General features: G+C 68.3%; 24 protein-coding genes. 11 read left to right on the top strand and 13 right to left on the bottom strand.

Annotation, left to right across the window (positions count from 1 at the left end; translation table 11 throughout):
- Window positions 1–65: 65 nt before the first annotated feature.
- Both EOD73_RS04925 and EOD73_RS04920 read left to right on the top strand, forming a co-directional pair.
- Complete coding sequence (locus EOD73_RS04925) at window positions 66–1715, top strand: NAD+ synthase (protein ID WP_127681404.1); 1650 nt, start codon at window positions 66–68, stop codon at window positions 1713–1715.
- Window positions 1716–1717: 2 nt separating this feature from the next.
- Entirely contained in the window at window positions 1718–2056 is a 339-nt protein-coding gene (locus EOD73_RS04920) for a P-II family nitrogen regulator (protein WP_127681402.1), read from the top strand.
- 20 nt (window positions 2057–2076) lie between these two features.
- On the opposite strand, the gene EOD73_RS04915 is transcribed toward EOD73_RS04920, so the two are convergent.
- The 4 genes from EOD73_RS04915 to EOD73_RS04900 are packed head-to-tail and all read right to left on the bottom strand — an operon-like array spanning window position 2077 to window position 4218.
- Window positions 2077–2634: an RDD family protein gene (locus EOD73_RS04915; protein ID WP_127681400.1), complete on the bottom strand. Its 558-nt coding sequence runs from the start codon at window positions 2632–2634 to the stop codon at window positions 2077–2079.
- A complete protein-coding gene (locus EOD73_RS04910; RefSeq protein ID WP_164845947.1) occupies window positions 2631–3212 on the bottom strand; it encodes a DUF3106 domain-containing protein in 582 nt (193 codons plus the stop codon). Before EOD73_RS04910 ends, EOD73_RS04915 begins: the two co-directional genes overlap by 4 nt.
- Window positions 3209–3655: a DUF3619 family protein gene (locus EOD73_RS04905; RefSeq protein WP_127681396.1), complete on the bottom strand. Its 447-nt coding sequence runs from the start codon at window positions 3653–3655 to the stop codon at window positions 3209–3211. Before EOD73_RS04905 ends, EOD73_RS04910 begins: the two co-directional genes overlap by 4 nt.
- The gene (locus tag EOD73_RS04900; protein WP_127682420.1) at window positions 3652–4218 is read right to left on the bottom strand and encodes an RNA polymerase sigma factor; all 567 of its coding nucleotides are present in this window, start codon (window positions 4216–4218) and stop codon (window positions 3652–3654) included. The genes EOD73_RS04905 and EOD73_RS04900 overlap by 4 nt, the downstream gene beginning before the upstream one ends.
- 217 nt (window positions 4219–4435) lie before the next feature.
- Here EOD73_RS04900 and EOD73_RS04895 point away from each other — a divergent pair, with 217 nt between their 5' ends.
- The 4 genes from EOD73_RS04895 to EOD73_RS04880 all read left to right on the top strand — a co-directional run bounded on the left by EOD73_RS04895 (window position 4436) and on the right by EOD73_RS04880 (window position 8669).
- Window positions 4436–6211 (top strand): acetolactate synthase 3 catalytic subunit, encoded by a 1776-nt coding sequence (locus EOD73_RS04895; protein WP_127681394.1) that lies wholly within the window; start codon window positions 4436–4438, stop codon window positions 6209–6211.
- 10 nt (window positions 6212–6221) lie between these two features.
- On the top strand, window positions 6222–6713 hold the full coding sequence (gene ilvN / locus EOD73_RS04890; RefSeq protein ID WP_127681392.1) for an acetolactate synthase small subunit: 492 nt from the start codon (window positions 6222–6224) through the stop codon (window positions 6711–6713).
- 29 nt (window positions 6714–6742) lie between these two features.
- Entirely contained in the window at window positions 6743–7759 is a 1017-nt protein-coding gene (gene ilvC / locus EOD73_RS04885; protein ID WP_127681390.1) for a ketol-acid reductoisomerase, read from the top strand.
- A gap of 118 nt (window positions 7760–7877) precedes the next feature.
- Entirely contained in the window at window positions 7878–8669 is a 792-nt protein-coding gene (locus EOD73_RS04880) for a hypothetical protein (RefSeq protein WP_127681388.1), read from the top strand.
- Between the two features lie 5 nt (window positions 8670–8674).
- On the opposite strand, the gene EOD73_RS04875 is transcribed toward EOD73_RS04880, so the two are convergent.
- The 9 genes from EOD73_RS04875 to EOD73_RS04835 all read right to left on the bottom strand — a co-directional run bounded on the left by EOD73_RS04875 (window position 8675) and on the right by EOD73_RS04835 (window position 16165).
- A complete protein-coding gene (locus EOD73_RS04875) occupies window positions 8675–9520 on the bottom strand; it encodes an urease accessory protein UreD (RefSeq protein ID WP_240660598.1) in 846 nt (281 codons plus the stop codon).
- Window positions 9510–10157 (bottom strand): urease accessory protein UreG, encoded by a 648-nt coding sequence (ureG, locus tag EOD73_RS04870; RefSeq protein WP_127681386.1) that lies wholly within the window; start codon window positions 10155–10157, stop codon window positions 9510–9512. Before ureG ends, EOD73_RS04875 begins: the two co-directional genes overlap by 11 nt.
- A gap of 85 nt (window positions 10158–10242) precedes the next feature.
- Entirely contained in the window at window positions 10243–10938 is a 696-nt protein-coding gene (locus tag EOD73_RS04865; protein WP_127681384.1) for an urease accessory protein UreF, read from the bottom strand.
- Window positions 10922–11551 carry an urease accessory protein UreE gene (gene ureE, locus EOD73_RS04860; protein ID WP_127681382.1) on the bottom strand — a complete coding sequence of 210 codons (630 nt, stop codon included), beginning with the start codon at window positions 11549–11551 and terminating at the stop codon, window positions 10922–10924. The genes EOD73_RS04865 and ureE overlap by 17 nt, the downstream gene beginning before the upstream one ends.
- A 23-nt stretch (window positions 11552–11574) precedes the next feature.
- Window positions 11575–13179, bottom strand: coding sequence for an amidase (locus EOD73_RS04855; RefSeq protein WP_127681380.1), 1605 nt, complete (start codon window positions 13177–13179; stop codon window positions 11575–11577).
- Window positions 13180–13237: 58 nt separating this feature from the next.
- Window positions 13238–14959 (bottom strand): urease subunit alpha, encoded by a 1722-nt coding sequence (gene ureC / locus EOD73_RS04850; RefSeq protein WP_127681378.1) that lies wholly within the window; start codon window positions 14957–14959, stop codon window positions 13238–13240.
- Window positions 14959–15267: an urease subunit beta gene (locus EOD73_RS04845; protein ID WP_127681376.1), complete on the bottom strand. Its 309-nt coding sequence runs from the start codon at window positions 15265–15267 to the stop codon at window positions 14959–14961. Before EOD73_RS04845 ends, ureC begins: the two co-directional genes overlap by 1 nt.
- Window positions 15264–15848, bottom strand: a complete 585-nt coding sequence (locus EOD73_RS04840; RefSeq protein WP_127681374.1) for a HupE/UreJ family protein — start codon at window positions 15846–15848, stop codon at window positions 15264–15266. Before EOD73_RS04840 ends, EOD73_RS04845 begins: the two co-directional genes overlap by 4 nt.
- 14 nt (window positions 15849–15862) lie before the next feature.
- On the bottom strand, window positions 15863–16165 hold the full coding sequence (locus EOD73_RS04835) for an urease subunit gamma (protein ID WP_127681372.1): 303 nt from the start codon (window positions 16163–16165) through the stop codon (window positions 15863–15865).
- 245 nt (window positions 16166–16410) lie between these two features.
- Here EOD73_RS04835 and urtA point away from each other — a divergent pair, with 245 nt between their 5' ends.
- The 5 genes from urtA to urtE all read left to right on the top strand — a co-directional run bounded on the left by urtA (window position 16411) and on the right by urtE (window position 22006).
- A complete protein-coding gene (gene urtA, locus EOD73_RS04830; RefSeq protein WP_127681370.1) occupies window positions 16411–17670 on the top strand; it encodes an urea ABC transporter substrate-binding protein in 1260 nt (419 codons plus the stop codon).
- 131 nt (window positions 17671–17801) lie between these two features.
- The gene (urtB, locus tag EOD73_RS04825; protein WP_127681368.1) at window positions 17802–19346 is read left to right on the top strand and encodes an urea ABC transporter permease subunit UrtB; all 1545 of its coding nucleotides are present in this window, start codon (window positions 17802–17804) and stop codon (window positions 19344–19346) included.
- Window positions 19346–20446, top strand: coding sequence for an urea ABC transporter permease subunit UrtC (gene urtC / locus EOD73_RS04820; RefSeq protein ID WP_127681366.1), 1101 nt, complete (start codon window positions 19346–19348; stop codon window positions 20444–20446). The genes urtB and urtC overlap by 1 nt, the downstream gene beginning before the upstream one ends.
- Window positions 20443–21276, top strand: a complete 834-nt coding sequence (urtD, locus tag EOD73_RS04815) for an urea ABC transporter ATP-binding protein UrtD (protein WP_127681364.1) — start codon at window positions 20443–20445, stop codon at window positions 21274–21276. The genes urtC and urtD overlap by 4 nt, the downstream gene beginning before the upstream one ends.
- Window positions 21266–22006: an urea ABC transporter ATP-binding subunit UrtE gene (gene urtE / locus EOD73_RS04810; protein ID WP_127681362.1), complete on the top strand. Its 741-nt coding sequence runs from the start codon at window positions 21266–21268 to the stop codon at window positions 22004–22006. Before urtD ends, urtE begins: the two co-directional genes overlap by 11 nt.
- Window positions 22007–22009 lie beyond the last annotated feature (3 nt).

Here is a 22009-nt window from a genome sequence, read left to right as displayed (position 1 = left end):
ACAGTCCCCAAGGCATGATGCGCGGCGGCCCCAGGGCCGCCGTTTTTCATTCAGGAACCCGTCCCATGACCCTGCGCATTGCGCTTGCCCAACTCAACGTGACCGTGGGCGATTTGCCGGGCAACGCCGCCCGCATCGCCGCCGCCGCCCGAGACGCCGTGGCGCAAGGGGCGCAGTTGTTGGTCACGCCCGAGCTCAGCCTGTGCGGCTACCCCCCCGAGGACCTGCTGCTGCGCCCGGCCTTCATCGAGGCCTGTCAGGTGCAGTTGCAAGCCTTGGCCCATGAGTTGGCCGAACTTCCCATCGCGGTGGTGGTCGGCGCGCCCTGGCCCTTGGCGGCCCCACCGGTGCAAAGCCGCTCTCAGCAGGCCCCCAAAGGCTTCAACGCCGCGGTGGTGTTGCAAGCGGGCCGCATGGCCGCGCGTTATGCCAAGCGAGAGTTGCCGAACTACCAAGTGTTCGACGAGCGGCGCTACTTCGTCTCGGGGCGCGATGCCGGCGAGTCGCCGCTGGTGCTGGACGTGGCCGGTCGCCGCGTGGGCCTGTTGATTTGCGAGGACGCCTGGTTCGACGAGCCCGCGCGTGCGGCCCAGGCGGCCGGGGCCGACTGCTTGGCGGTGCTCAACGCCAGCCCGTTCCATGTTGGCAAGCCCGCCGAGCGCGAAGCCCGCATGGCCCGCACCGCCCAGGGCGTGGGCTTGCCCTTGGCCTACGCCCATTTGGTGGGCGGACAGGACGAGGTGGTGTTCGACGGCGCGTCGTTCGCCGTCGACGCCCAGGGCCAGCTCACGGCCCGCGCGCCGATGTACGTCGAGCAGCTGCTGGTGCTGGACGACGGGTTCCGCGGCGCGGTGGCGCCGCTGCCCGAGATGGAGGCGCAGGTCTGGGGGGCGCTGACCACCGGCGTGCGCGATTACCTCGGCAAGAGCGGGTTCCCTGGCGCCATCATCGGCCTGAGTGGGGGCATCGATTCGGCGCTCGTGCTGGCCATCGCCGTGGACGCGCTGGGGGCCGACCGGGTGCGGGCGGTGATGATGCCCTCGCCCTACACGGCCGACATCAGTTGGATCGATGCGCGCGACATGGCCGAGCGGCTGGGGGTGCGCTACGACGAGATCGGCATCAGCGGGCTCTTTGACGGCTTCAACGCGAGCTTGGCGCCCTTGTTCGGGGGGCGCGACCGCGACACGACCGAAGAGAACCTGCAAGCCCGCATCCGCGGCACCCTGCTGATGGCCTTGTCCAACAAGTTCGGCAGCCTGGTGCTGACGACGGGCAACAAGAGCGAAATGGCCACGGGCTATTGCACCCTGTACGGCGACATGGCCGGTGGCTTTGCCGTCATCAAGGACGTGGCCAAGACCTTGGTCTTCCGCTTGGCCGAGTGGCGCAACCGCCAAGGCCCGTCCCCGGTCATCCCCCAGCGCATCATCGACCGCCCGCCATCGGCAGAACTGCGGCCCGACCAAAAGGACGAAGACAGCCTGCCGCCCTACCCGGTGTTGGACGCCATCCTGGCCCGGTACATGGAGGAAGATGCGTCGGTCGAGCAGTTGTTGGCCGAAGGCTTTGACCCAGCGCAGGTCGAGCGGGTCACCAAACTGATCAAAATCAGCGAGTACAAACGGCGCCAAGCGCCGATCGGCATCCGCATCACCCACCGCAGCTTCGGCCGCGACTGGCGCTACCCCATCACCAACCGCTTCAGAGCCTGACCATGAAACAAATCACCGCCGTCATCAAACCCTTCAAGCTCGACGAAGTGCGCGAGGCCCTGGCCGATGTCGGCGTCTCGGGCTTGACCGTCACCGAGGTGAAGGGCTTCGGTCGCCAAAAGGGCCACACCGAGCTCTACCGGGGCGCCGAGTACGTGGTCGACTTCCTGCCCAAGGTGAAGGTCGAGGTGGTGGTCAAGGACGGCGACGTCGAGCGCTGCATCGAGGCCATCTTGCGCGCCGCCAAGACCGGCAAGATCGGCGATGGCAAGATTTTTGTCACCGCGGTCGAGCAGGTCATCCGCATCCGCACCGGCGAGACGGACGACCAAGCGATCTGAACGTGCCGCGGTGAAGGCCTTCAGCCTTCGCCGCGTTGCTTCATCTTGCGGCCGGGCACGAACACCATTTCGGTGCCGGCCAACACGTCGTGCAGGTACTGGCGGCTGGGGTGAAGGCGGGTCAGCAGGGCGTAGCCCACGATGTTGGCGCCCATGACCAGGCCCCAGGCGCTGCGCTCGCCTTCCAGGCCGGACAGGTGCAAGGCCAGCAGGCCGGGCAGGAACCACATCAGGCTCAAGGCAAAGCGCAGCAGCGCCCGGATGGGCGGCACGCTGCCGTGCCCCTGGGCCATGCGCAGGCGCAAGTGCCAGGTGCCCATGGCCAAGGTTTCGCCCTTGGCCCAGAACCACGTGAAGTAGGCCGCCATCACCACCAGCAGGTAAAGGCGGTGCGCCAAGCCCCAGTTCGCGTCACCCGAAGGGCGAACCAGCAGGCCGTACACCAGGCTGGCCGCGGCCAACACGCCGAACACCAAGAGCCCTTCGTAGACCCCACAGGCCATGCGCACCCACAGCTTGGGCGTTTGCGCTGGCACCGCCGCGCCCTCGGGCGCGGGCCGTTCGCCGCCGGTGCTCAAGGTTGGGCGGCGCTGGCCGGTGCGCTGGGCGGCAGGCCCCGGGCGGGGGCCCAGGGCGCCGCGGCCAAGGCACGTTGACCCGGCTGCAAGCTGCTGACTCCCGGTCGCGGCGCGCTGGCGGCGGCCGCCGGGGCCATGGCTGCGCCGCTGGCGCGCTGGGCCGCACGTTCTTGAAGCGCCTGGCGCTTTTCCACCGGCAGTTGCTGGTAGGCCGCCCACTTGGCTTCCCGTTCGGCCGCCGTGACCTTTTGCGCCCCCTGGAAGCCTTGGCGGGCCTGCAAGCGCTGGGCGGGCGTCATTTGCGCCCATTCCTGAAGTCGGGTTCGGAAGCGGGCCTGCTCCTCGCCCTGCATGGTCGGGTAGCGGCCGGCCAAGGCGAGCCACTGGTCGCGTTCGGCGGCGCCCAATTCGTTCCACTGCGACACCAGGGGCGCCAAGACTTGCTTTTGCTGCGGCGTCAGCTGGGCCCAAGCCTTGCTGGGCACCAAGGGCGCGAGCGGGGCCGTGGCGGTTTGCGCCATGGCGCCGAAGGCGAAGCAAACCGCGGCAACCGCGGCCAGTGGCCAGCGAAGGTTCATCGGTCGGTCGTTTCCGTTTCTTCCGGCGGCGGGGCTTCGCCTTCGGGCTTTTCGTCCAGGTACTCGTTGAAGCCGGGGTCGCCGTAGGCGTTGGGCGGCAGCGTGTCCTTCAGCAGGGCGGCGTCGGCATCGGCGCGGCCCATGACCTGCTGCATCCATTGGCTCTGGCCGATGGCAAGCAGACCGACGGCCAGCACAAGGGCCAAGGCAATCAAGGTCCAGCGGCCTTGGCCGCGGCCTGCCGTGGATCCCGCAGTCCCGGCCAGCGCGGGGGCCAGCACCACCCTCGACTCGCGTGCCGCTGCAGCCGCCTGCACGGCGGTCTCGCGCGCCGCCCGCAGGCGGGCTTCCACGCCTTCGGGGAGGGGGGCGTCGTCCAGCACGCGAGCCAATTGGCGGCCCATGGCGTCGGCGGAGTCGGTCGTCTTGCGGTCGGTGTTCATCGTTGAATCCCCTTGGCCGTCAATGCTTTGGCCAGCGCATGCACCGCGCGAGAGCAGTGCGTTTTCACGCTGCCCTCGGAGCAACCCATCACGCTGGCGGTTTCGGCCGTGTCCAGTTCCTCCCAGTAACGCAGCATGAAGGCCTCGCGTTGACGGGCAGGCAATTTTTGGATTTCGACCTCGATCAGGCGCACCAATTCGGCGCGTTCCACCTCGTCACCGGCGCTCAGCGCGCCCAGCGCGCCATCGCCGCCGTCCACGGCTTCCAGCAGGTCAAAGCTGTCGTCGGCGTCGTCGCCTTCAAAGTCGGACAGGTTGACGAGCACGGCGTTGCGCACCTTCTGCCGGCGAAACCAGTCCATGGTGGCGTTGGACAGGATCCGCTGGAACAGCATCGGCCATTCCTCGGGCGGTCGGTGGGCGTAGCTCTGCGACAGCCGGATCATGGCGTCTTGCACGATGTCCAGGGCCGCCTCGTCGTCGCGCACCATGTAAGCGGTGCGTTTGAAGGCGCGTCGCTCGACAGAGCGCAGGAAGTCGTTGAGTTCGGCGTCGGTGGCCAAGGCGGACAAGGGAAGGCGGGCGGAAAGGCCGCGGATTATCACCAGCCAGCTTCGCCTTGCCTTCGACCATGTTCGCCTTCGCGAATCGCGGAGGCTGGCGGCCTATCATGCGTCCGCCTTCGGCTTGGAGTCCGAAGGCTGAGCCCCGAGTCCGAGCCATGAGCCCGTGAGGAGGGTCACCGATTGGTGTTCATGGTGAACGCCTTGGAGGTTGACGATGACAACGACCGCTAGTTTCGCGGCGGGTGCCGACACACGCACCGACGCCGCTCCGGACCTGCCCGAGCTGATGGGCGCCGAGATCCTCGTGCGCTGCCTGCAGGCCGAGAACGTCAAGTACTTGTGGGGCTACCCCGGTGGGGCCGTCCTCTACATCTACGACGCCCTCTACAAACAAGACACGATCCACCACGTGCTGGTGCGCCACGAGCAGGCGGCCATTCATGCGGCGGACGGCTACGCCCGCGCCACCGGCGAGGTGGGCGTGGCCCTCGTCACCTCGGGCCCCGGGGTGACCAACGCTATCACGGGCATCGCCACCGCGTACATGGACTCCATCCCGATGGTGATCATCACCGGGCAGGTTCCGACGCCGGCGATCGGCTTGGACGCGTTCCAGGAGTGCGACACCGTGGGCATCACGCGCCCCGTGGTCAAGCACAACTTCTTGGTCAAGGACGTGCGCGACTTGGCCTCGACCTTGAAGAAGGCCTTCCACATCGCCAAGACCGGCCGCCCGGGCCCCGTGGTGGTGGACATCCCCAAGGACGTGTCGCTCTACAAGACCTCGTTCGAGTACCCGAAAGAGATTTCGATGCGCTCGTACCAGCCGGTCAAGAAGGGCCATCCTGGCCAGATTCGCAAGGCGGTGCAGCTGCTGCTGAACGCCAAGCGCCCGTACATCTACACCGGCGGCGGCGTGATTTTGGGAAGCGCCAGTGCCGAACTGCGCGAGCTGGTGGATTTGCTGGGCTACCCGGTCACCAACACGCTGATGGGCTTGGGCGCCATGCCCGCCACCGACCCGCGCTTTCTCGGCATGCTGGGCATGCACGGCACCTACGAAGCCAACATGACCATGCAGAACTGCGACGTGCTGCTGGCCGTGGGTGCGCGCTTCGACGACCGCGTGATCGGCAACCCCAAGCACTTCGCCAGCGTCGAGCGCAAGATCATCCACGTGGACATCGACCCCTCGTCGATCTCCAAGCGCGTGAAGGTCGACATCCCGATCGTGGGCGACGTCAAGGAAGTGCTGCAGGAGTTGATCGCTCAGATCAAGGCGGCCAATGAGCGCGCCAAGCCCGAAGACCTGAACGCCTGGTGGCGCCAGATCAAGGACTGGCAGGGCAAGAACTGCCTGGCCTACAAGCCCAGCGACACCCTCATCAAGCCGCAGATGGTCATCGAGACCCTGTGGAACCTGACGCGTGACCGCGAGACCTACATCACCTCCGACGTCGGTCAGCACCAGATGTGGGCCGCCCAGTTCTACAAGTTCGACGAGCCGCGCCGCTGGATCAACTCGGGCGGCCTGGGCACCATGGGGGTGGGCTTGCCCTACGCCATGGGCATCAAGCTGGCCAAGCCCGACGCAGACGTCTTCGCCATCACCGGCGAGGGTTCGATCCAGATGTGCATCCAAGAGCTGAGCACCTGCCAGCAGTACCGCACGCCGGTCAAGATCGTCAGCCTGAACAACCGCTACCTGGGCATGGTGCGCCAGTGGCAGCAACTGGACTACGGCGGCCGCTACAGCCACAGCTACATGGACGCGCTGCCCGACTTCGTCAAGCTGGCCGAGGCCTACGGCCACGTCGGCATCTTGGTCGAGAAGCCCGGTGACGTGGAAGGCGCGCTGCGCGAGGCCATGCGCCTGAAGGACCGCACCGTGTTCTTGGACGTGCGAACCGACCCCAGCGAAAACGTGTGGCCCATGGTGCAAGCCGGCAAGGGCATCACCGAGATGCTGCTTGGCTCCGAGGACCTGTGAGGAGCACGCCATGAAGCACATCATTGCCGTCCTGCTGGAAAACGAAGCCGGCGCCCTGAGCCGGGTGGTGGCCCTGTTCTCGGCCCGCGCCTACAACATCGAGTCGCTGTCGGTGGCTCCCACCGAAGACCCCTCGCTGTCGCGCATGACCATCGTGACCACGGGTTCCGACGAGGTGATCGAGCAGATCACCAAGCACCTGAACCGCCTCATCGAGGTGGTGAAGGTGGTGGACCTGACCGAGGCCCAATTCATAGAGCGCGAAATGATGCTCGTGAAGCTGCGCGCGGTGGGCAAAGAGCGCGAAGAGCTCAAGCGCACCGCCGACATCTTCCGCGGCCGCATCGTTGACGTGACCGAGAAGACCTACACCATCGAGATCACGGGCGACGGCTCGAAGCTCGATGCCTTCATCGAGGCGGTGGACCGCACCGCCATCCTGGAAACCGTGCGCACCGGCGCCAGCGGCATCGGCCGCGGCGAACGGATCCTGCGTGTTTGATTTGACTGCCTGACCTGGAGAACTGAACCATGAACGTGTACTACGACAAAGACGCCGATCTCAGCCTCATCAAGGGCAAGCAAGTCGCCATCATTGGCTATGGCTCGCAAGGCCACGCCCACGCGCTGAACCTGCACGAAAGCGGTGTGAACGTCACCGTCGGCGCCCGCCGCACCGGCGCCAGCTGGGCCAAGGCCGAAGGCGCTGGCCTGAAGGTGGCCGAAGTGGCCGAGGCCGTGAAGGCCGCCGACGTGGTGATGGTGCTGCTGCCCGACGAGCAAATCGCCGCCGTGTACCGCCAAGACATCGAGCCCAACATCAAGAAGGGCGCTTCGCTGGCCTTCGCCCACGGCTTCAACGTTCACTACGGCCAGGTGCAGCCGCGCGCCGACCTGGACGTGTGGATGGTGGCCCCCAAGGCCCCGGGCCACACCGTGCGCAACACCTACAAGCAGGGCGGCGGTGTGCCCCACTTGATCGCCATCCACGCCAACGCCTCGGGCAAGGCGCGTGACCTGGCGCTGAGCTACGCCGCGGCCAACGGTGGCGGCAAGGCCGGCATCATCGAGACGACCTTCCGCGAAGAAACCGAAACCGACCTGTTCGGCGAGCAGGCCGTGCTGTGCGGCGGTGCGGTGGAGCTGATCAAGGCGGGCTTCGAGACCCTGACCGAGGCCGGCTACGCCCCCGAGATGGCCTACTTCGAGTGCCTGCACGAGCTCAAGCTGATCGTGGACCTGATCTACGAGGGCGGCATCGCCAACATGAACTACTCGATCTCGAACAACGCCGAGTACGGCGAGTACGTGACCGGCCCCGAGGTGATCACCGCGCAAAGCAAGGCCGCCATGAAGGAAGCGCTGCGTCGCATCCAGACCGGCGAATACGCCAAGAGCTTCATCCTGGAAAACCAGGCCGGCGCGCCGACCTTGATCAGCCGCCGCCGCCTGATGGCCGAGCACCCGATCGAAATCGTGGGCGAGAAGCTGCGCGACATGATGCCCTGGATCAAGGCCAACAAGATGGTGGACAAGAGCCGCAACTGAGGCGCGTTTTGCCGACCGCTTCGGTCGGTTCTACCCTCCAAATCGGGGCGCTGCGGCGCCCCGATTTTCTTTTGCCGACCCCTACCATGCCCCCCGCAAAACCAGGGAGTTAGGCAAGATGAACTCGTTCATGAAGTGGGTCGGTGGAAGTGCGTTGGCATTGGCATCGGTGGTGGCGATGGCGTGGACACCGCCTGCCGATCCGGACCCTAAGCAAATACTGAAGGAAGCTCGCGCAGACGCCCGCTCGGGTCGGTTGGCCGATGCAGCGGCCAAGCACCGGTGGTACCACGACAACGTGCTGGGATTGATGCCCTCCCAATCGGGCGTGAGGATGTCGTTCGCTTTGTCCGATTGGTATGCGCTGGCAAAGCGGTACGAACCGGCGCGTCGCGATTTCGTGGCAGCGCGAGATGCGACTGCGGCAAAGGTCAAGCTGGGTGGTTATCGGTTGGAGCCGGCGTTCCGCGACCTAGCCACCATGAACGAGCGCCTGGCCGATTGGAAGAGCACCCGGGATGCCTTTGCCGATGTGGCGACTCAGGACGAACAGCTGGCGCGTGTCCTGGTGGACTCAGCGTTGCCGGCCTTGGTGCAACTCGACGACTATGCGCTGGCTGCGCGATTCCTTGACGTTGAACGCATGCAGAAGCGTTCGAGTGAATTGCTGCGCACTCTCCTTGAGCCTCGGCCAGGACGTGGCCCCCTTACACGCGAGGAACAGGCTTCGAGTGTTCAGTACATCGACCACCAGACGGCTCCGATGGTCTTGACTCTGGTGAGGGTTGGCCGCATGGAGGAAGCGCACGCCGCGCTGGCGCGTTTGAAGAAGGCGGTTGGGGATGCGGGCGCCACGCCGATCAGCGACGCGGCCTTGGCGGGTCGCAAACCCGAGGGTGCCCTGTACTGAGGCGCTCAAGTCACCCAGATGCGCGGCTCGTGGGGCGCGAGGCCCCACGCTTGTTGGCGCCACCGTCCGCGCACGCGGCGGATCAGCGCCGTGGCCGGTTCCAACTCGTGCGCCAGCAGGCGCAGCAGCAGCAGGCGGCCTTGCAGCAGGGTGGCGCCGGCGGTGAGCCCGCTGTCGGCGATCGCGCTGCGTGCGTCGCCGAGCAGGCGCTCGGTCAAGCCGAGCGCGAAGGGCTCGGCCTGGGCCAACATCAGCGTGCCCAGCACGCGGTGGCCGGCCAAGCCGCAGGGGCCGTCGAGCAACTCGCGGTCCTCGGCCCGAAGCCAGCCGCGGTCCAGCCACAGTCCCTCGATCTCCAGGTGCTGCAGCAGCGCACCGTGGTCGAAGGGCAGCTCGGCCTCGCGCAGGCCCAGGGCCAGCAGCTCGCTGGCGATCAGCTGGCCTTGCAGTTGCACGCGCAGCTCGTTGCGCCCCAGGCAGCCGCGGTAGGCCAGGGTTTCCTGCGGCAGCCACTCCAGGCGCGCGCCGGGAGCCACGCGGGCGTGAACGGCCTGCACCGCTTCGCCTTGCACGCTGCGGTAGTAGCGGGTGGCGGCGGGGGTGGTGGCCAGCAGGTGGGCGCCGGGCTGCACGTGCAGCTGGACGTCGAGCCGGTCGCCACCCACGAGCCCGCCGGGCGGGTGCACCAGCACGGCGTGGGCCACGCCCGGGCCTTCGGGGTAGAGCGTCTTGAGCAGGCGCAGCGGCCCGTCGTGCTCGGCGTGCGCGCGGGTGGCGATGGCGTCGCCGGGCGCCGCCGTGGCCGTCAGGGCCAGGCGCGCGGGCCAGCGGATGCCGGGTTCACGCTGCAACGAGCAGTCCCTGGGTTTCGATGAAGCGAACCACCTCCTCCAAGCCGGCCTGGGTCTTGAGGTTGGTCATGACCCACGGCTTGGTGGGGCGCATGCGGGCGGTGTCGCTGCGCATCACGTCCAGGTTGGCGCCCACGTGCGGGGCGAGGTCGGTCTTGTTGATGACGAAGAGGTCGCTCTTGGTAATGCCCGGGCCGCCCTTGCGAGGGATCTTCTCGCCAGCGGCCACGTCGATGACGTAGACGGTGAGGTCGCTCAGCTCGGGGCTGAAGGTGGCTGCCAGGTTGTCCCCGCCGCTCTCGACAAAGACGATGTCGGCGTCGGGGAACTTCTCCAGCATGCGGTCCACGGCCTCGAGGTTGATCGAGCAGTCTTCGCGGATCGCGGTGTGCGGGCAGCCGCCGGTCTCCACGCCCACGATGCGCTCGGGCGGCAGTGCGCCCGAGACGGTCAGCAGGCGCTGGTCCTCCTTCGTGTAGATGTCGTTGGTGATGACGACGAGGTCCCAGCGATCGCGCATGGCCTTGCAGAGCATCTCCAGCAGGGTGGTTTTGCCGGAACCGACGGGGCCGCCGATGCCCACGCGCAGCGGGGGCAGCTTCTTGGTGCGACCGGGGATGGTGTGGAGCAGGGTCATGAGAGGTCCTGTGAAGGGCCGCTCCCGAGCGGGAGCTGGCCCCCTTGGGGGGTGGCGAAGGCGCGCGGCGCCGAAGACGGGGGACTCACGATCTGAACAACCTCGAGTACTGGATTTCGTGGCGCGCGGCGTGGATGCCGAGCATGGGGGCGAAGGCCAGCGGCTCGGAGGCCTCCAGCGCCGTTTGCACCGCCGCTGGAATGGCTTGCACGAGCTGTGCCAACAAGCGCTGGCCGGCGGTTTGGCCCAGGGGCACCACGCGCACGGCCGCTTGGGTGAGGTTCTCGGCCCAGCCGAAGGCGATGGCTTGCAGCGCGGGCGCCAGCGCCGCGCCGCGCGTGGCCGCGGCGCAGCCCATGACGACCGGCCAGGTGGGGGCGGGCGCGAGCGCCTGCAGCAGGGGCAGCACCGGAGCCTCGGGCACGAGGCCTTGCAACCACACCAGCAGGCTGCGGCCCATCTGCTGCGTTTGCTGGAGCGACTCGGACGCCTCGCGCGTTTGCAGCACCCAGGCGTTGAGCGCTGCCAGGCGCTCGGCGTCGCCCGCCAAGGCCGCTTGGTGCGCCGCCGCGGCGACGGGCAATTCGCCACGGGCTTGCACCAGCGTCAGTTGGTTCAAGAGCCAAGCGGCGGCGCTGGCTTCGTCGTGCACCACGCCGGCGTCCACCGCGGCTTCGAGGCCCTCGGAGTAGCTGAAGCCGCCCACCGGCAGGGCGGGCGACGCCAGCCACAGCAGGTGCAGCAGCGCGCCGCTGGCGCTCGCGTCAGTGCCCGTGGTCATGACCGCAACCTGGGCCGTGAACGTGCGCCGGCGCCGCGGCCACCACCGGGATGGCGATGGTTTTGCGCGCTGGGGCAGGCGCGGGGCTGTGCGCATGGGTGCCCTCATGGTCATGGTCGTGCGAGTGGCCATGGCCGTGGTGATGGCCGTGCCCCGCCCCCTCGCCGTAGGCACCTGCCTCGGGCTCGAAGGCGGCTTGCGCCTCGGCCACGATCAGGTGCTGGCGCCGCAGCATCTCGGCCAGCACCGGGTCGGGTTCGAGTTGCAACAGGTCGGGCTGCAGTTCCAGTGGCACGTGGCGGTTGCCCAGGTGGTACGCGGCGCGCAGCAGGTCGAAGGGGCTGCCGTGGGCGCTGCAATGCCGCACCTGCAGCACCGGCTGGGGGGCGGCTTGAACGCGGACGAGGGAGCCGTCGTCGAGCACCAGCACGTCGCCGCCGCGCAGCACGCTGCCGCGCGGCAGCAGCACGGCCAGTTCGCGCCCGGCGCTGTCGGTGGCGCCAAAGCGGCTTTTCTGGCGGGTGTCCCAGTCGAGGTCGAGCGTGGGTGCGCGCTTGAGCAGGGCGGGGGCCAGGCCGGCGCCGCCGGCGATGCGTTTGGAAGCGTGAAGCATGGGAGGTGGTTCTTGTGTTCGGGTCAAGCCACGCCAGCGCTGGCCCGGAAGGCCGGGTCGCGGCGCAGGCGGCTGCGCTGTTCGTAATCGGCGGCCAGGGCCAGCAGGCGGGCGTCGCTCCAGGCCGTGCCGAAGAACGACAAACCGACGGGCAAGCCCTGCACCTGGCCCATGGGCACGGTGACGTGGGGGTAACCGGCCACGGCCGCTGGGGTGGTGGCCGAGGGGGTGCCGTCCTGGTCGCCCTTGACGGGGTCGATCAAGCCGGCCGGGCCGGTGGTGGGGGCCACGATGGCCACCAGGCTGTGCTGGCGCATCAGGGCGTCGATGCCCAAGGCACGCGCCGACCGCCGGCCGTTGGACAGGGCCTTGCGGTAGGCCGGAGCCTTCAGGCCGCCCGCGGCCACGGTGGCGACCGAGGCCTCGAACCACTCTTGGCCGAAGAGCGCCAAGGTCTCGGGGTGCGCGCGGTTGAAGGCCAGCAGATCTGCCAAGGTCTTGAACGGGGCATTGGGCGCGAACTCGGCCAGGTAGGAAGCCATCGCCGGGGCCATTTCGTGCAGCAGCACGTCCAACTCGCCCGAGGCCATCGCGGGCCACTGGGGCAGGGGGGCGCGAACCAGGGTGGCGCCCGCGGCTTCCAGTTGCTGCAACGCGGACTCGAACAATGCCACGGTGGCGCGGCCGTGCCCTTCCACCAAGTTGGTGGCCACGCCCAAGCGGGCCCCACGCAGGGCCTGCGGTGGCAGCTGCAGCAGGGTATCTCGGTCGAAGTGGCCTTGCTGGGCCTGGGTGGCGGGATCGCCGGGGTCGACGCCGGCCAGTGCCCAGAGCAGCAAGGCGGCGTCGGCCACGCTGCGGCACATGGGGCCGGCGGTGTCTTGCGAAGGGGCGATGGGGATCACGCCGCGGCGCGATACCAGGCCCAGCGTGGGCTTCATGCCCACCAGGCCTTGCACCGAGGCGGGCGAGGTGATGGAGCCGTCGGTCTCGGTGCCCACGCCCAGTGCGGCGAAGTGGGCCGCCAGCGCAGCGCCGGTGCCCGAGGAGGAGCCGCTGGGCGTGCGGTCCAGCGCATGGGGGTTGCGGGTTTGGCCGCCGCGCGAGCTCCAACCGCTGACGGAGGCCTTGCCCCGGAAGTTGGCCCACTCCGACAGGTTGGTCTTGCCCAGGATCACCGCCCCTTCGGCCCGCAGGCGGGCCACGAGCGGGGCGTCCTTCGCGGCCGGTGCGCTGGCCAGCGCGATGGAGCCGGCCGAGGTGGCCATGCGGTCGCCGGTGGCGATGTTGTCCTTCAGCAGCACGGGCAGGCCGTGCAGCGGGCCGCGCACCCGGCCGGCGGCCCGCTCGGCGTCCAGACCGGCGGCGATGGCCTCGGCCTCGGGGTTGAGCTCGATCACGCTGCGCAACTGCGGGCCGGCGCGGTCCAGCGCGGCGATGCGGGCCAGGTAGGCCTGCGTCAGGCCCAGGGCCGTGGCGCGGCCTTCGCGTTGCGCCGCGGCCAGTTGGGTGGCATCGGCCTCTCGCCAAGGGAAGTCGGGCAGACCCGGGGCCGGTCCGCTGGCCGCGGTGGCGGCTGCTCCCGCGGACAGGGTGACGCTGGCTTGGAGGAGGTGACGTCGTTTCATCGCTGCCATCGTCGCCGAAGCCGGCGCCCGCGTGGGCCGTGCGGAATTGGGCCCCGCGTCAGAACAGGAAATAGCGCTGCGCCATGGGCAGCACGTTGGCGGGCTCGCAGGTCAGCAGCACGCCGTCGGCGCGCACCTCGTAGGTTTGCGCGTCGATCTCCATCTGGGGCAGGTACGCGTTGTGCACCATGTCGGCCTTTCGGACGGTCCGGCAACCGCGCACGGCGCTCAAGGTTTTCTTCAAGCCCAGCCGTTCGGCGTGGGCCTGGCCCGACTGCGACACGAAGGTGAGCGAGCCTTGCGCCAGCGCCCCGCCGAAGCTGCCGAACATGGGCCGGTAGTGCACCGGCTGCGGCGTGGGGATGCTGGCGTTGGGGTCGCCCATGGCGGCCGCGGCGATGAAGCCGCCCTTCAAGATGAGCGCGGGCTTGACGCCGAAGAAGGCCGGCTTCCACAGCACCAGGTCGGCCCACTTTCCCACCTCGATGCTGCCCACCTCGTGCGCCACGCCGTGCGCCAGCGCGCCGTTGATGCCCAGCTTGGCGATGTAGCGCTTCACCCGCGCGTTGTCATGGCGGTCCGTGTCGCCGGGCAAGCTGCCGCGCTGCACCTTCATCTTGTGCGCCGTTTGCCAGCAGCGGATCACGACCTCGCCGACGCGGCCCATGGCCTGGCTGTCGGACGAGAACATGCTGATGGCACCCAGGTCGTGCAGGATGTCCTCGGCGGCGATGGTTTCCTTGCGGATGCGCGACTCGGCAAAGGCCAGGTCCTCGGCGATGCCGGCGTCCAGGTGGTGGCACACCATCAGCATGTCCAGGTGCTCGTCCAGCGTGTTGATGGTGAACGGGCGCGTGGGGTTGGTGGAGGAGGGCAGCACGTTGGCCTCGCCCACCACTTTCATGATGTCGGGCGCGTGGCCGCCGCCCGCGCCTTCGGTGTGGAAGCTGTGGATGGTGCGGCCTTTGAACGCGGCGATGGTGTCCTCCACGAAGCCGCTCTCGTTGAGCGTGTCGGTGTGGATGGCCACCTGCGTGTCGGTCAGCTCGGCCACGTCCAGGCAGTTGCTGATGGCCGCGGGCGTGGTGCCCCAGTCCTCGTGCAGCTTCATGCCGATGGCGCCGGCGTCGATCTGCTGCACCAGCGCTTCGGGGCGGCTGGCGTTGCCTTTGCCCAGGAAGCCGAGGTTCATGGGGAAGGCATCGGCCGCTTTCAGCATCGTGCTGATGTGCTGCGGCCCTGGCGTGCAGGTGGTGGCCAGGGTGCCCGTGGCCGGGCCCGTGCCGCCGCCGATCATGGTGGTCACGCCCGACATCAGCGCCTCCTCGATCTGCTGCGGGCAGATGAAGTGGATGTGCGTGTCGATGGCGCCGGGGGTGACGATGAAGCCCTCGCCCGCGATGATCTCCGTGCCCGGGCCGATGACGATGTCGACGCCCGGTTGCACGTCGGGGTTGCCGGCCTTGCCGATGGCCGCGATGCGGCAGCCGCGCAGGCCGATGTCGGCCTTGACGATCCCCCAGTGGTCGACGATGACGGCGTTGGTGATGACGGTGTCCACCGCATCGGCGGCCGTGGGGCCGTTCGGGCGCTGGCTTTGGCCCATGCCGTCGCGCACGGTCTTGCCGCCGCCGAACTTCACCTCTTCGCCGTAGCCGCCGGCGCGCAGGGTGAAGTCCTGTTCAACTTCAATCACCAAGGCGGTGTCCGCCAGGCGCAGGCGGTCGCCCACGGTGGGGCCGAGCATCTCGGCGTAAGCGCGGCGGCTGAGGGTGGCCATCACAGCGCTCCGTTGACGAGGCCGCGGAAGCCCCACACCTGCCGGTCGCCCCCAAGGTCGACCAACTCCACTGTGCGGCTTTGGCCGGGCTCGAAGCGCACGGCGGTGCCGCTGCAAATATTCAGGCGCATGCCCAAGGCCAGTTCCCGGTCGAAGGCCAGGGCCGCGTTGGTTTCGGCAAAGTGATAGTGCGAGCCCACCTGGATGGGGCGATCGCCGGTGTTGGCGACCTTCAGCGTGAGGGTGCGGCGCCCCGGGTTCAGGACGAGGTCGCCGTCGTCGGTCAGCAGCTCGCCCGGGACGTTCACAGCACCCCCGCCAAGCGCAGCGCGCCGAAGGTCATCAAGGTGGCCCCCAGGCCCTCGCTCCAGCGCATGGCCGTGGGGCGCATCAACAGGCCGAAGGCCAAGCCGGCGCTGTGCAGCACGGCAGTGGCCAGCACCATGCCGGCCAGCGCGGCGGCGCCGTGCAATTCGTGGCCGTGCGCGGCGCCGTGCGCCAAGGCGAAGGCCAGGGTCAGGCCCAGGCCTGCGCCGCGCGGCAGGTCCACCCGCCAGGCCACCAGCAGGCCCAGGCCCAGCAGCGAGACCGCGATGCCGGGCTCCACCAAGGGCGGCGCCCAACCCAGCAGCATGGTTCCAGCAGCACCTGCGAGCAACGCCAAAGCGAACACCAGCGGCGCCCACACGGCGCGCTTGAGTTCGCCCTTGGCCAAGGCGCTCCACAGCCCCACCGCCAACATGGCGGCGAGGTGGTCCGGCCCGCTCAAGGGGTGGGCGAAGCCGGCGGCAAAGCCGGCGATGCCGTGGTCGCCGCTGTGGGCGTAGGCCAGGGCAGGCACGAGGGCCAGGGGTGCAGTGACGGTGAACAGGCGCAATTGCTTGACCATGGTGGCGTCGGCTCTCAGGCGATGGGTTGGTGCACGGTCACCAGCTTGGTGCCGTCGGGGAAGGTGGCTTCCACCTGGATCTCCGGGATCATTTCCGGGATGCCGTCCATCACCTCGTCGCGCCGCAGCACCTGGCGTCCTTCGCTCATCAACTGCGCGACGGTCTTGCCGTCGCGCGCGCCCTCCAAGATGGCGGCGCTGATGTAGGCCACCGCCTCGGGGTGGTTGAGCTTCAGGCCCCGCGCCTTGCGCCGTTCGGCCAGCAGCGCGGCCGTGAACAGGAGCAACTTGTCTTTCTCGCGCGGCGTGAGGTCCATGGGCGTGGGCGGCGGGCTTCTAGGTGAGGGATGGTACGCAGCCGTTGCAAGGTTCGGGCCAGCCCTTGCTGGTGCCATCTGCACGCAATGGGGGGGTCTGTGCACCGGCGAGGTGCGCCGTTTTGCTGCACCGCACCAAGGTCGCGCGGTCCCGCCGTGTAACCGGCGCGGCGGGCATGGCACGACCTTTGCGCAAGCCTGGGTGGAACCCGTTCGATCCCCACCCCAACCCTGGAGGACTCCCGATGCTTCGCCGTTCTGCGCTCCGTTCCATCAGCCTGGCTGCCGCCACCTTGCTCGCCGTGCCCGCCTGGGCCGCCGACACCATCAAGGTGGGCGTGCTGCACTCGCTCTCCGGCACCATGGCCATCTCCGAGACGGTGTTGAAAGACACCGTGCTCATGGCGATCGACGAGATCAACGCCAAGGGCGGGGTGCTCGGCAAGAAGCTCGAGCCCGTGGTGGTGGACCCGGCCTCCAACTGGCCGCTGTTCGCCGAAAAGGCCAAGCAGCTCATCAGCCAAGACAAGGTGGCCGTGGTGTTCGGTTGCTGGACCTCGGTGAGTCGCAAGTCGGTGTTGCCGGTGTTCGAGCAAACCAATTCTTTGCTGTTCTACCCGGTGCAGTACGAGGGCGAAGAGCTGAGCAAGAACGTGTTCTACACGGGCGCGGCGCCCAACCAGCAGGCCATTCCCGCGGTGGAGTACCTGATGAGCAAGGACGGCGGTGGCGCCAAGCGCTTCGTGCTGCTGGGCACCGACTACGTGTACCCCCGCACCACCAACAAGATCTTGCGCGCGTTCTTGAAGAGCAAGGGCATCCCCGAGAGCGACATCCTGGAGGAGTACACGCCTTTCGGCCACAGCGACTACCAGTCGATCATCGCCAAGATCAAGAAGTTCTCCAGCGAGGGCAAGAAGACCGCCGTGGTGTCCACCATCAACGGCGACAGCAACGTGCCCTTCTACAAAGAGCTGGGCAACCAGGGCCTGAAGGCGACCGACGTGCCGGTGGTGGCCTTCAGCGTGGGCGAAGAAGAACTGCGTGGCGTGGACACCAAGCCCCTGCAAGGTCACCTGGCCGCGTGGAACTACTTCATGAGCATCAAGAACCCCACCAACGATGCCTTCATCAAGAAGTGGGCGGCCTACGCCAAGGCCAAGAACATCCCCGGCCACAAGGACAAGCCGCTGACCAACGACCCGATGGAGGCCACCTACATCGGCGTGAACATGTGGGCGCAGGCCGTGGCCAAGGCCAAGAGCACCGACACCGACAAGGTCATCGCCGCCATGGCGGGCCAGACCTTCACCGCGCCCTCGGGCATCACGTCCAAGATGGACGAGAAGAACCACCACCTGCACAAGTCGGTGTTCATCGGCGAGGTCAAGGCCGACGGCCAGTTCAACGTGGTGTGGAAGACGCCCGGCCCCGTGGTGGCCGACCCGTGGAGCGACTACATCCCTGAGAACAAGGGCAAGAAGAACGAGCCCGAGAAGAAGTGACGTAGGCCCACCCCGTACCGGCATCGCCGGCCCTCTCAAGGGGGCACCGCCTGTGGCCTGGCAAAGCCAGTTCCACGGCGGCCGCTTGGGGGCCTCGTTCTGCTGCCCGCTGCCTCTCCGTTGGCACCCAGATGCTCCTTCGATTGCTCTTTTTGGTCTGCCTTGCCTGCTTGAGCTTGCCGGCGTTGGCGCTTGACCCGACCATGGCCCATCGCATCGCGGCGGGGGAGGGCGATGCGCGCATCGCGGCCTTGAACGAAGCGGTCGCCCAAGGCGACCCGCAGCTCGCGCCCTTCCTGCAAGCGCTGCAGGAAGGGCGCGTCCGCGTGCGGAACGGGCAGGCCTGGGTGTTGCCGCCTGACGGCGCAGCCCCGGCCGATGCCGAAGAGCCCATCGTCAACAACCGCATGCGCCGCGAGATCGAGTCGGCCCTGGCAGGCTTGAACCTCTTCAGCCCCCAGGCCAGCGTGCGCGCCGCCGCCCTGAACGTGCTGCGCGACGACACCGAAGCGGCGCGCCTTCCCTTGCTGGAACGGGCTTGGGCTGCGGAAGCCGATCCCGCCCTGAAGGCGCAACTGGAGGGCTTGGTCGCTGCGGCCCGCTTGTCGTCGCCCGACCCGGCGCTGCGCACCGCCGCCGCCGGCTTGCTGTCGAAGTCGGCCGAGCCCGCCAAGCGCGCCCTGCTGTTGGAGCGCCTGGCCACCGAAGCGGACCCTGGCGTGAAGCGCGCTTTGCAAAGCGCCGCCGACCAAGTGGCCGCGCGCCTGGCCTGGGGCGAGCGCGCCCAGCTGCTGTTCAGCGGCCTGAGCCTGGGCTCCATCCTGTTGCTGGTGGCGCTGGGCCTGGCCATCACCTACGGGCTGATGGGCGTGATCAACATGGCCCACGGCGAGCTGTTGATGGTGGGCGCCTACGCCACCTGGGCGGTGCAGCAGGCCTTCCGGGCGTGGTTGCCGCCCGGTGCGTTTGACGCCTACCTGTTGGTGGCCTTGCCCGTGAGCTTCCTGGTGGCTGCCGCGGTGGGCGCGGCCATGGAGCGCAGCGTCATCCGTTGGCTGTACGGCCGACCGCTGGAAACCCTGCTGGCCACCTGGGGCCTGAGCCTGATCCTCATGCAGTCGGTGCGAAGCCTTTTCGGGGCGCAGAACGTGGCGGTGGAGAACCCGGGCTTCTTGAGCGGGGGCTGGCAGTTGCTGCCCAACTTCACCCTGCCTTACAACCGCTTGGCCATCATCGCCTTCGCAGCCCTGGTGTTGGCTGGCATGGCCTGGCTGCTGGCACGCACGCGCTTGGGCCTGATGGTGCGAGGCGTGACGCAGAACCGCCGCATGGCCGGGTGCCTGGGCGTGAACACCGCCCGCGTCGACACCCTGGCCTTTGCACTGGGCTCGGGCATCGCCGGCTTGGCGGGTTGTGCCTTGTCTCAGGTCGGCAACGTCGGTCCCGACCTGGGCCAGGCCTACATCGTGGATGCCTTCATGGTCGTGGTGCTGGGCGGCGTCGGTCAGCTGGCGGGCACCGTCTATGCCGGACTGGGCCTGGGCGTGCTGGGCAAGCTGCTGGAAGGTTGGCAAGGCGCGGTGCTGGCCAAGATCGCCTTGCTCCTGCTGCTCGTCCTGGTCATCCAGAAGAAGCCCCAAGGCCTGTTCGCCCTCAAGGGCCGGAGTGCCGACTGATGCGCGAGCTCGCTGCCCGTCCCGCCTTGCTCGGCCCGCGCGGCTGGGCCCTGCTGCTGGCTGCCGTGCTGGGGCTGACCGTGCTGGTGCCCGTGCTGCACCTGCTAGTGCCCCCCGGTCACCTGCTGCACCTGCCGGAGTTCTACGTCACGCTGCTGGGCAAGTTCCTCTGCTACGCCTTGTGCGCGCTGGCCATCGACCTGATCTGGGGCATCACCGGCATCCTGTCGCTCGGCCACGGCTTGTTCTTTGCGCTCGGCGGCTACGCCATGGGCATGTACCTGATGCGCCAGATCGGCCGCGAGGGGCAGTACCAGTCGGACCTGCCCGACTTCATGGTCTTCCTCAACTGGAAAGAGCTGCCCTGGCACTGGGCCTGGAGCGACAGCCTGGCCTTGCAACTGCTGCTGGTGCTGTTGGTGCCCGGTGCCTTGGCCTGGGTCTTCGGCTACTTCGCCTTCCGCAGTCGCATCCAAGGCGTGTACTTCTCCATCATCACGCAGGCCCTCACCGTGGCGGCCATGCTGCTCTTCTTCCGCAACGAGACGGGCTTTGGCGGCAACAACGGCTTCACCGACTTCAAGCGCCTGGCCGGTTTTGCCTTGAACGAGCCGGGCATGCGCGTGGTGCTGTGCGTGCTCAGCGGCTGGGTGCTGGTGGCTTGCTTCTTGTTGGCGCGCGCGCTGGTCCAAAGCCCCTACGGGCGGGTGCTGCAGGCCATTCGCGACGCCGAAGGCCGCGTGCGCTTCTGCGGCTACGACCCCGTGGCCTACAAGCTGTCGGTGTGGGTGCTGTCTGCGCTGATGTGTGCCGTGGCCGGGGCGCTGTACGTGCCGCAGGTGGGGATCATCAATCCGAGCGAGATGAGCCCGGCTGCCAGCATCGAGATGGCGATCTGGGCCGCGGTGGGCGGCCGCGGCACGCTGATCGGGCCCATCGTGGGCGCGTTCTTTGTCAACGGCGGCAAATCGGTTTTCACCGTGTGGCTGCCCGAGGCGTGGCTGTACGTGTTGGGGGCGCTGTTCATCGCGGTGACCCTGTTTTTGCCTCAGGGCCTGGTGGGCCTGTTCGCCCAATTGCGCAAGAAGGTGCGGCGATGACGCCCGAGTTGATGGAAGCCGGGGCCCAGGCCCGAGCGCGGCTGCAAACCCAAGTGGCCCATGGCGGCCGCCCCGTGTTCAATCAGGGCGTGGCCCTGTACGTGGAAGACCTGCGCGTCAGCTTCGACGGCTTCCAGGCCTTGGGCGGGCTGTCGCTCACCGTGGGCTTGGGTGAGCTGCTTTGTGTCATCGGCCCGAACGGCGCGGGCAAAACCACGCTGATGGATTGCATCACCGGCAAGACCCGGCCCGACAGCGGGCGCTTGTACTTCGGCAGCAACCTGAACCTGCGTTTGATGAGCGAGCCCGCCATCGCCCAGGCCGGCATCGGCCGAAAGTTCCAGAAGCCCACGGTGTTCGAGGCCCTGACCGTGCAGCAGAACCTCGAGCTCGCCCTCAAGGGCGACCGCCGCGCGCGCCACGCGGTGCGCGCCCGCCTGAGCGGCGCCCAACGCGACCGGCTGGACGAGTTGCTGATGCAAGTGCACCTGTGGGACCAGGCCGACCGCAGCGCGGGTTTGCTCAGCCACGGCCAGAAGCAGTGGTTGGAGATTGGCATGCTGCTGGCCCAGGACCCGATCCTGCTGCTGCTGGACGAGCCCGTGGCCGGCATGACCGACGAAGAAACCGAGCGCACCGCCGAGCTGTTTTTGAGCCTGGAGGGCAAGCACTCCCTGGTGGTCGTGGAACACGACATGCCCTTCGTGCAGCAACTGGCCGGCGCCCACCGCCGCGTCACGGTCCTGCACGAAGGGCGGGTGCTGGCCGAAGGGGGCATGGCCGAGGTCCAGGCCAACGAGCAGGTGGTGGAGGTGTACCTTGGCCGCTGATCGTGCTCCCAGCCTCCCTGCGGTCGCCACCGACCCACTTCTTCGCGTCGAGGGCCTGCACCAGCACTACGGCGGCTCCCACATCTTGCGCGGCATCGACCTGGACTTGCGCGCTGGCGAAGTGACGGTGCTGTTGGGCCGCAACGGGGTGGGCAAAACCACCTTGCTCAAGACGCTCATGGGCGTGGTGCCCAGCAGCCAGGGGTGCATTCGGCTGGACGGGCTGGAGCTCGCCAAGCTGCCCAGTCATGCCCGCGTCAGAGCGGGCTTCGGCTACGTGCCCCAGGGCCGCGAGATTTTTGGGCGCCTGTCGGTGCTCGACAACCTGCGCATGGGCCTCGCCCCGTGCCCGGCCAGCACGCCCCTACCGCCGGACCTGTACGAGTTGTTCCCGGTCCTGGAACAGATGCAGCACCGCCGGGGCGGCGACCTGAGCGGCGGCCAACAGCAGCAACTGGCCATCGCCCGCGCCTTGGCCGCCGGTCCCAAGGTGCTGCTGCTGGACGAGCCGACCGAGGGCATCCAACCGAGCGTGATCAAGGACATCGGCCGGGTCATCCGGCATCTGGCGGCCAAGGGCACCATGGCCATCGTGCTGGTGGAGCAGTTCTACGACTTTGCCGCCGAGTTGGCCGACCAGTACCTGGTGCTGGAGCGCGGCGAGGTCGTCATGCGCGGACCGGGCGCGTCCATGGAGGCGGACGGCGTGCGCCGACGCTTGGCGCTTTGAAGC

The sequence above is a fragment of the Inhella crocodyli genome (assembly GCF_004004565.1).
Classification (GTDB): Bacteria; Pseudomonadota; Gammaproteobacteria; order Burkholderiales; family Burkholderiaceae_C; genus Inhella; species Inhella crocodyli.
This window is presented reverse-complemented; position numbering and strand designations above follow the sequence as displayed.

What these genes read in the sequence shown, in the direction of transcription:
- EOD73_RS04895 (WP_127681394.1), top strand. Translation starts at nt 4,436, where the DNA reads ATGACAACGACCGCTAGTTTCGCGGCGGGTGCCGACACACGCACCGAC.
- EOD73_RS04865 (WP_127681384.1), bottom strand. Translation starts at nt 10,938, where the DNA reads ATGACCACGGGCACTGACGCGAGCGCCAGCGGCGCGCTGCTGCACCTG.
- EOD73_RS04835 (WP_127681372.1), bottom strand. Translation starts at nt 16,165, where the DNA reads ATGGACCTCACGCCGCGCGAGAAAGACAAGTTGCTCCTGTTCACGGCC.
- urtB (WP_127681368.1), top strand. Translation starts at nt 17,802, where the DNA reads ATGCTCCTTCGATTGCTCTTTTTGGTCTGCCTTGCCTGCTTGAGCTTG.
- ureE (WP_127681382.1), bottom strand. Translation starts at nt 11,551, where the DNA reads ATGCTTCACGCTTCCAAACGCATCGCCGGCGGCGCCGGCCTGGCCCCC.
- EOD73_RS04855 (WP_127681380.1), bottom strand. Translation starts at nt 13,179, where the DNA reads ATGAAACGACGTCACCTCCTCCAAGCCAGCGTCACCCTGTCCGCGGGA.
- EOD73_RS04920 (WP_127681402.1), top strand. Translation starts at nt 1,718, where the DNA reads ATGAAACAAATCACCGCCGTCATCAAACCCTTCAAGCTCGACGAAGTG.
- ilvN (WP_127681392.1), top strand. Translation starts at nt 6,222, where the DNA reads ATGAAGCACATCATTGCCGTCCTGCTGGAAAACGAAGCCGGCGCCCTG.
- EOD73_RS04880 (WP_127681388.1), top strand. Translation starts at nt 7,878, where the DNA reads ATGAACTCGTTCATGAAGTGGGTCGGTGGAAGTGCGTTGGCATTGGCA.
- ureC (WP_127681378.1), bottom strand. Translation starts at nt 14,959, where the DNA reads ATGGCCACCCTCAGCCGCCGCGCTTACGCCGAGATGCTCGGCCCCACC.
- urtD (WP_127681364.1), top strand. Translation starts at nt 20,443, where the DNA reads ATGACGCCCGAGTTGATGGAAGCCGGGGCCCAGGCCCGAGCGCGGCTG.
- urtC (WP_127681366.1), top strand. Translation starts at nt 19,346, where the DNA reads ATGCGCGAGCTCGCTGCCCGTCCCGCCTTGCTCGGCCCGCGCGGCTGG.
- EOD73_RS04925 (WP_127681404.1), top strand. Translation starts at nt 66, where the DNA reads ATGACCCTGCGCATTGCGCTTGCCCAACTCAACGTGACCGTGGGCGAT.
- EOD73_RS04840 (WP_127681374.1), bottom strand. Translation starts at nt 15,848, where the DNA reads ATGGTCAAGCAATTGCGCCTGTTCACCGTCACTGCACCCCTGGCCCTC.
- ureG (WP_127681386.1), bottom strand. Translation starts at nt 10,157, where the DNA reads ATGACCCTGCTCCACACCATCCCCGGTCGCACCAAGAAGCTGCCCCCG.
- EOD73_RS04905 (WP_127681396.1), bottom strand. Translation starts at nt 3,655, where the DNA reads ATGAACACCGACCGCAAGACGACCGACTCCGCCGACGCCATGGGCCGC.
- urtA (WP_127681370.1), top strand. Translation starts at nt 16,411, where the DNA reads ATGCTTCGCCGTTCTGCGCTCCGTTCCATCAGCCTGGCTGCCGCCACC.
- EOD73_RS04910 (WP_164845947.1), bottom strand. Translation starts at nt 3,212, where the DNA reads ATGAACCTTCGCTGGCCACTGGCCGCGGTTGCCGCGGTTTGCTTCGCC.
- ilvC (WP_127681390.1), top strand. Translation starts at nt 6,743, where the DNA reads ATGAACGTGTACTACGACAAAGACGCCGATCTCAGCCTCATCAAGGGC.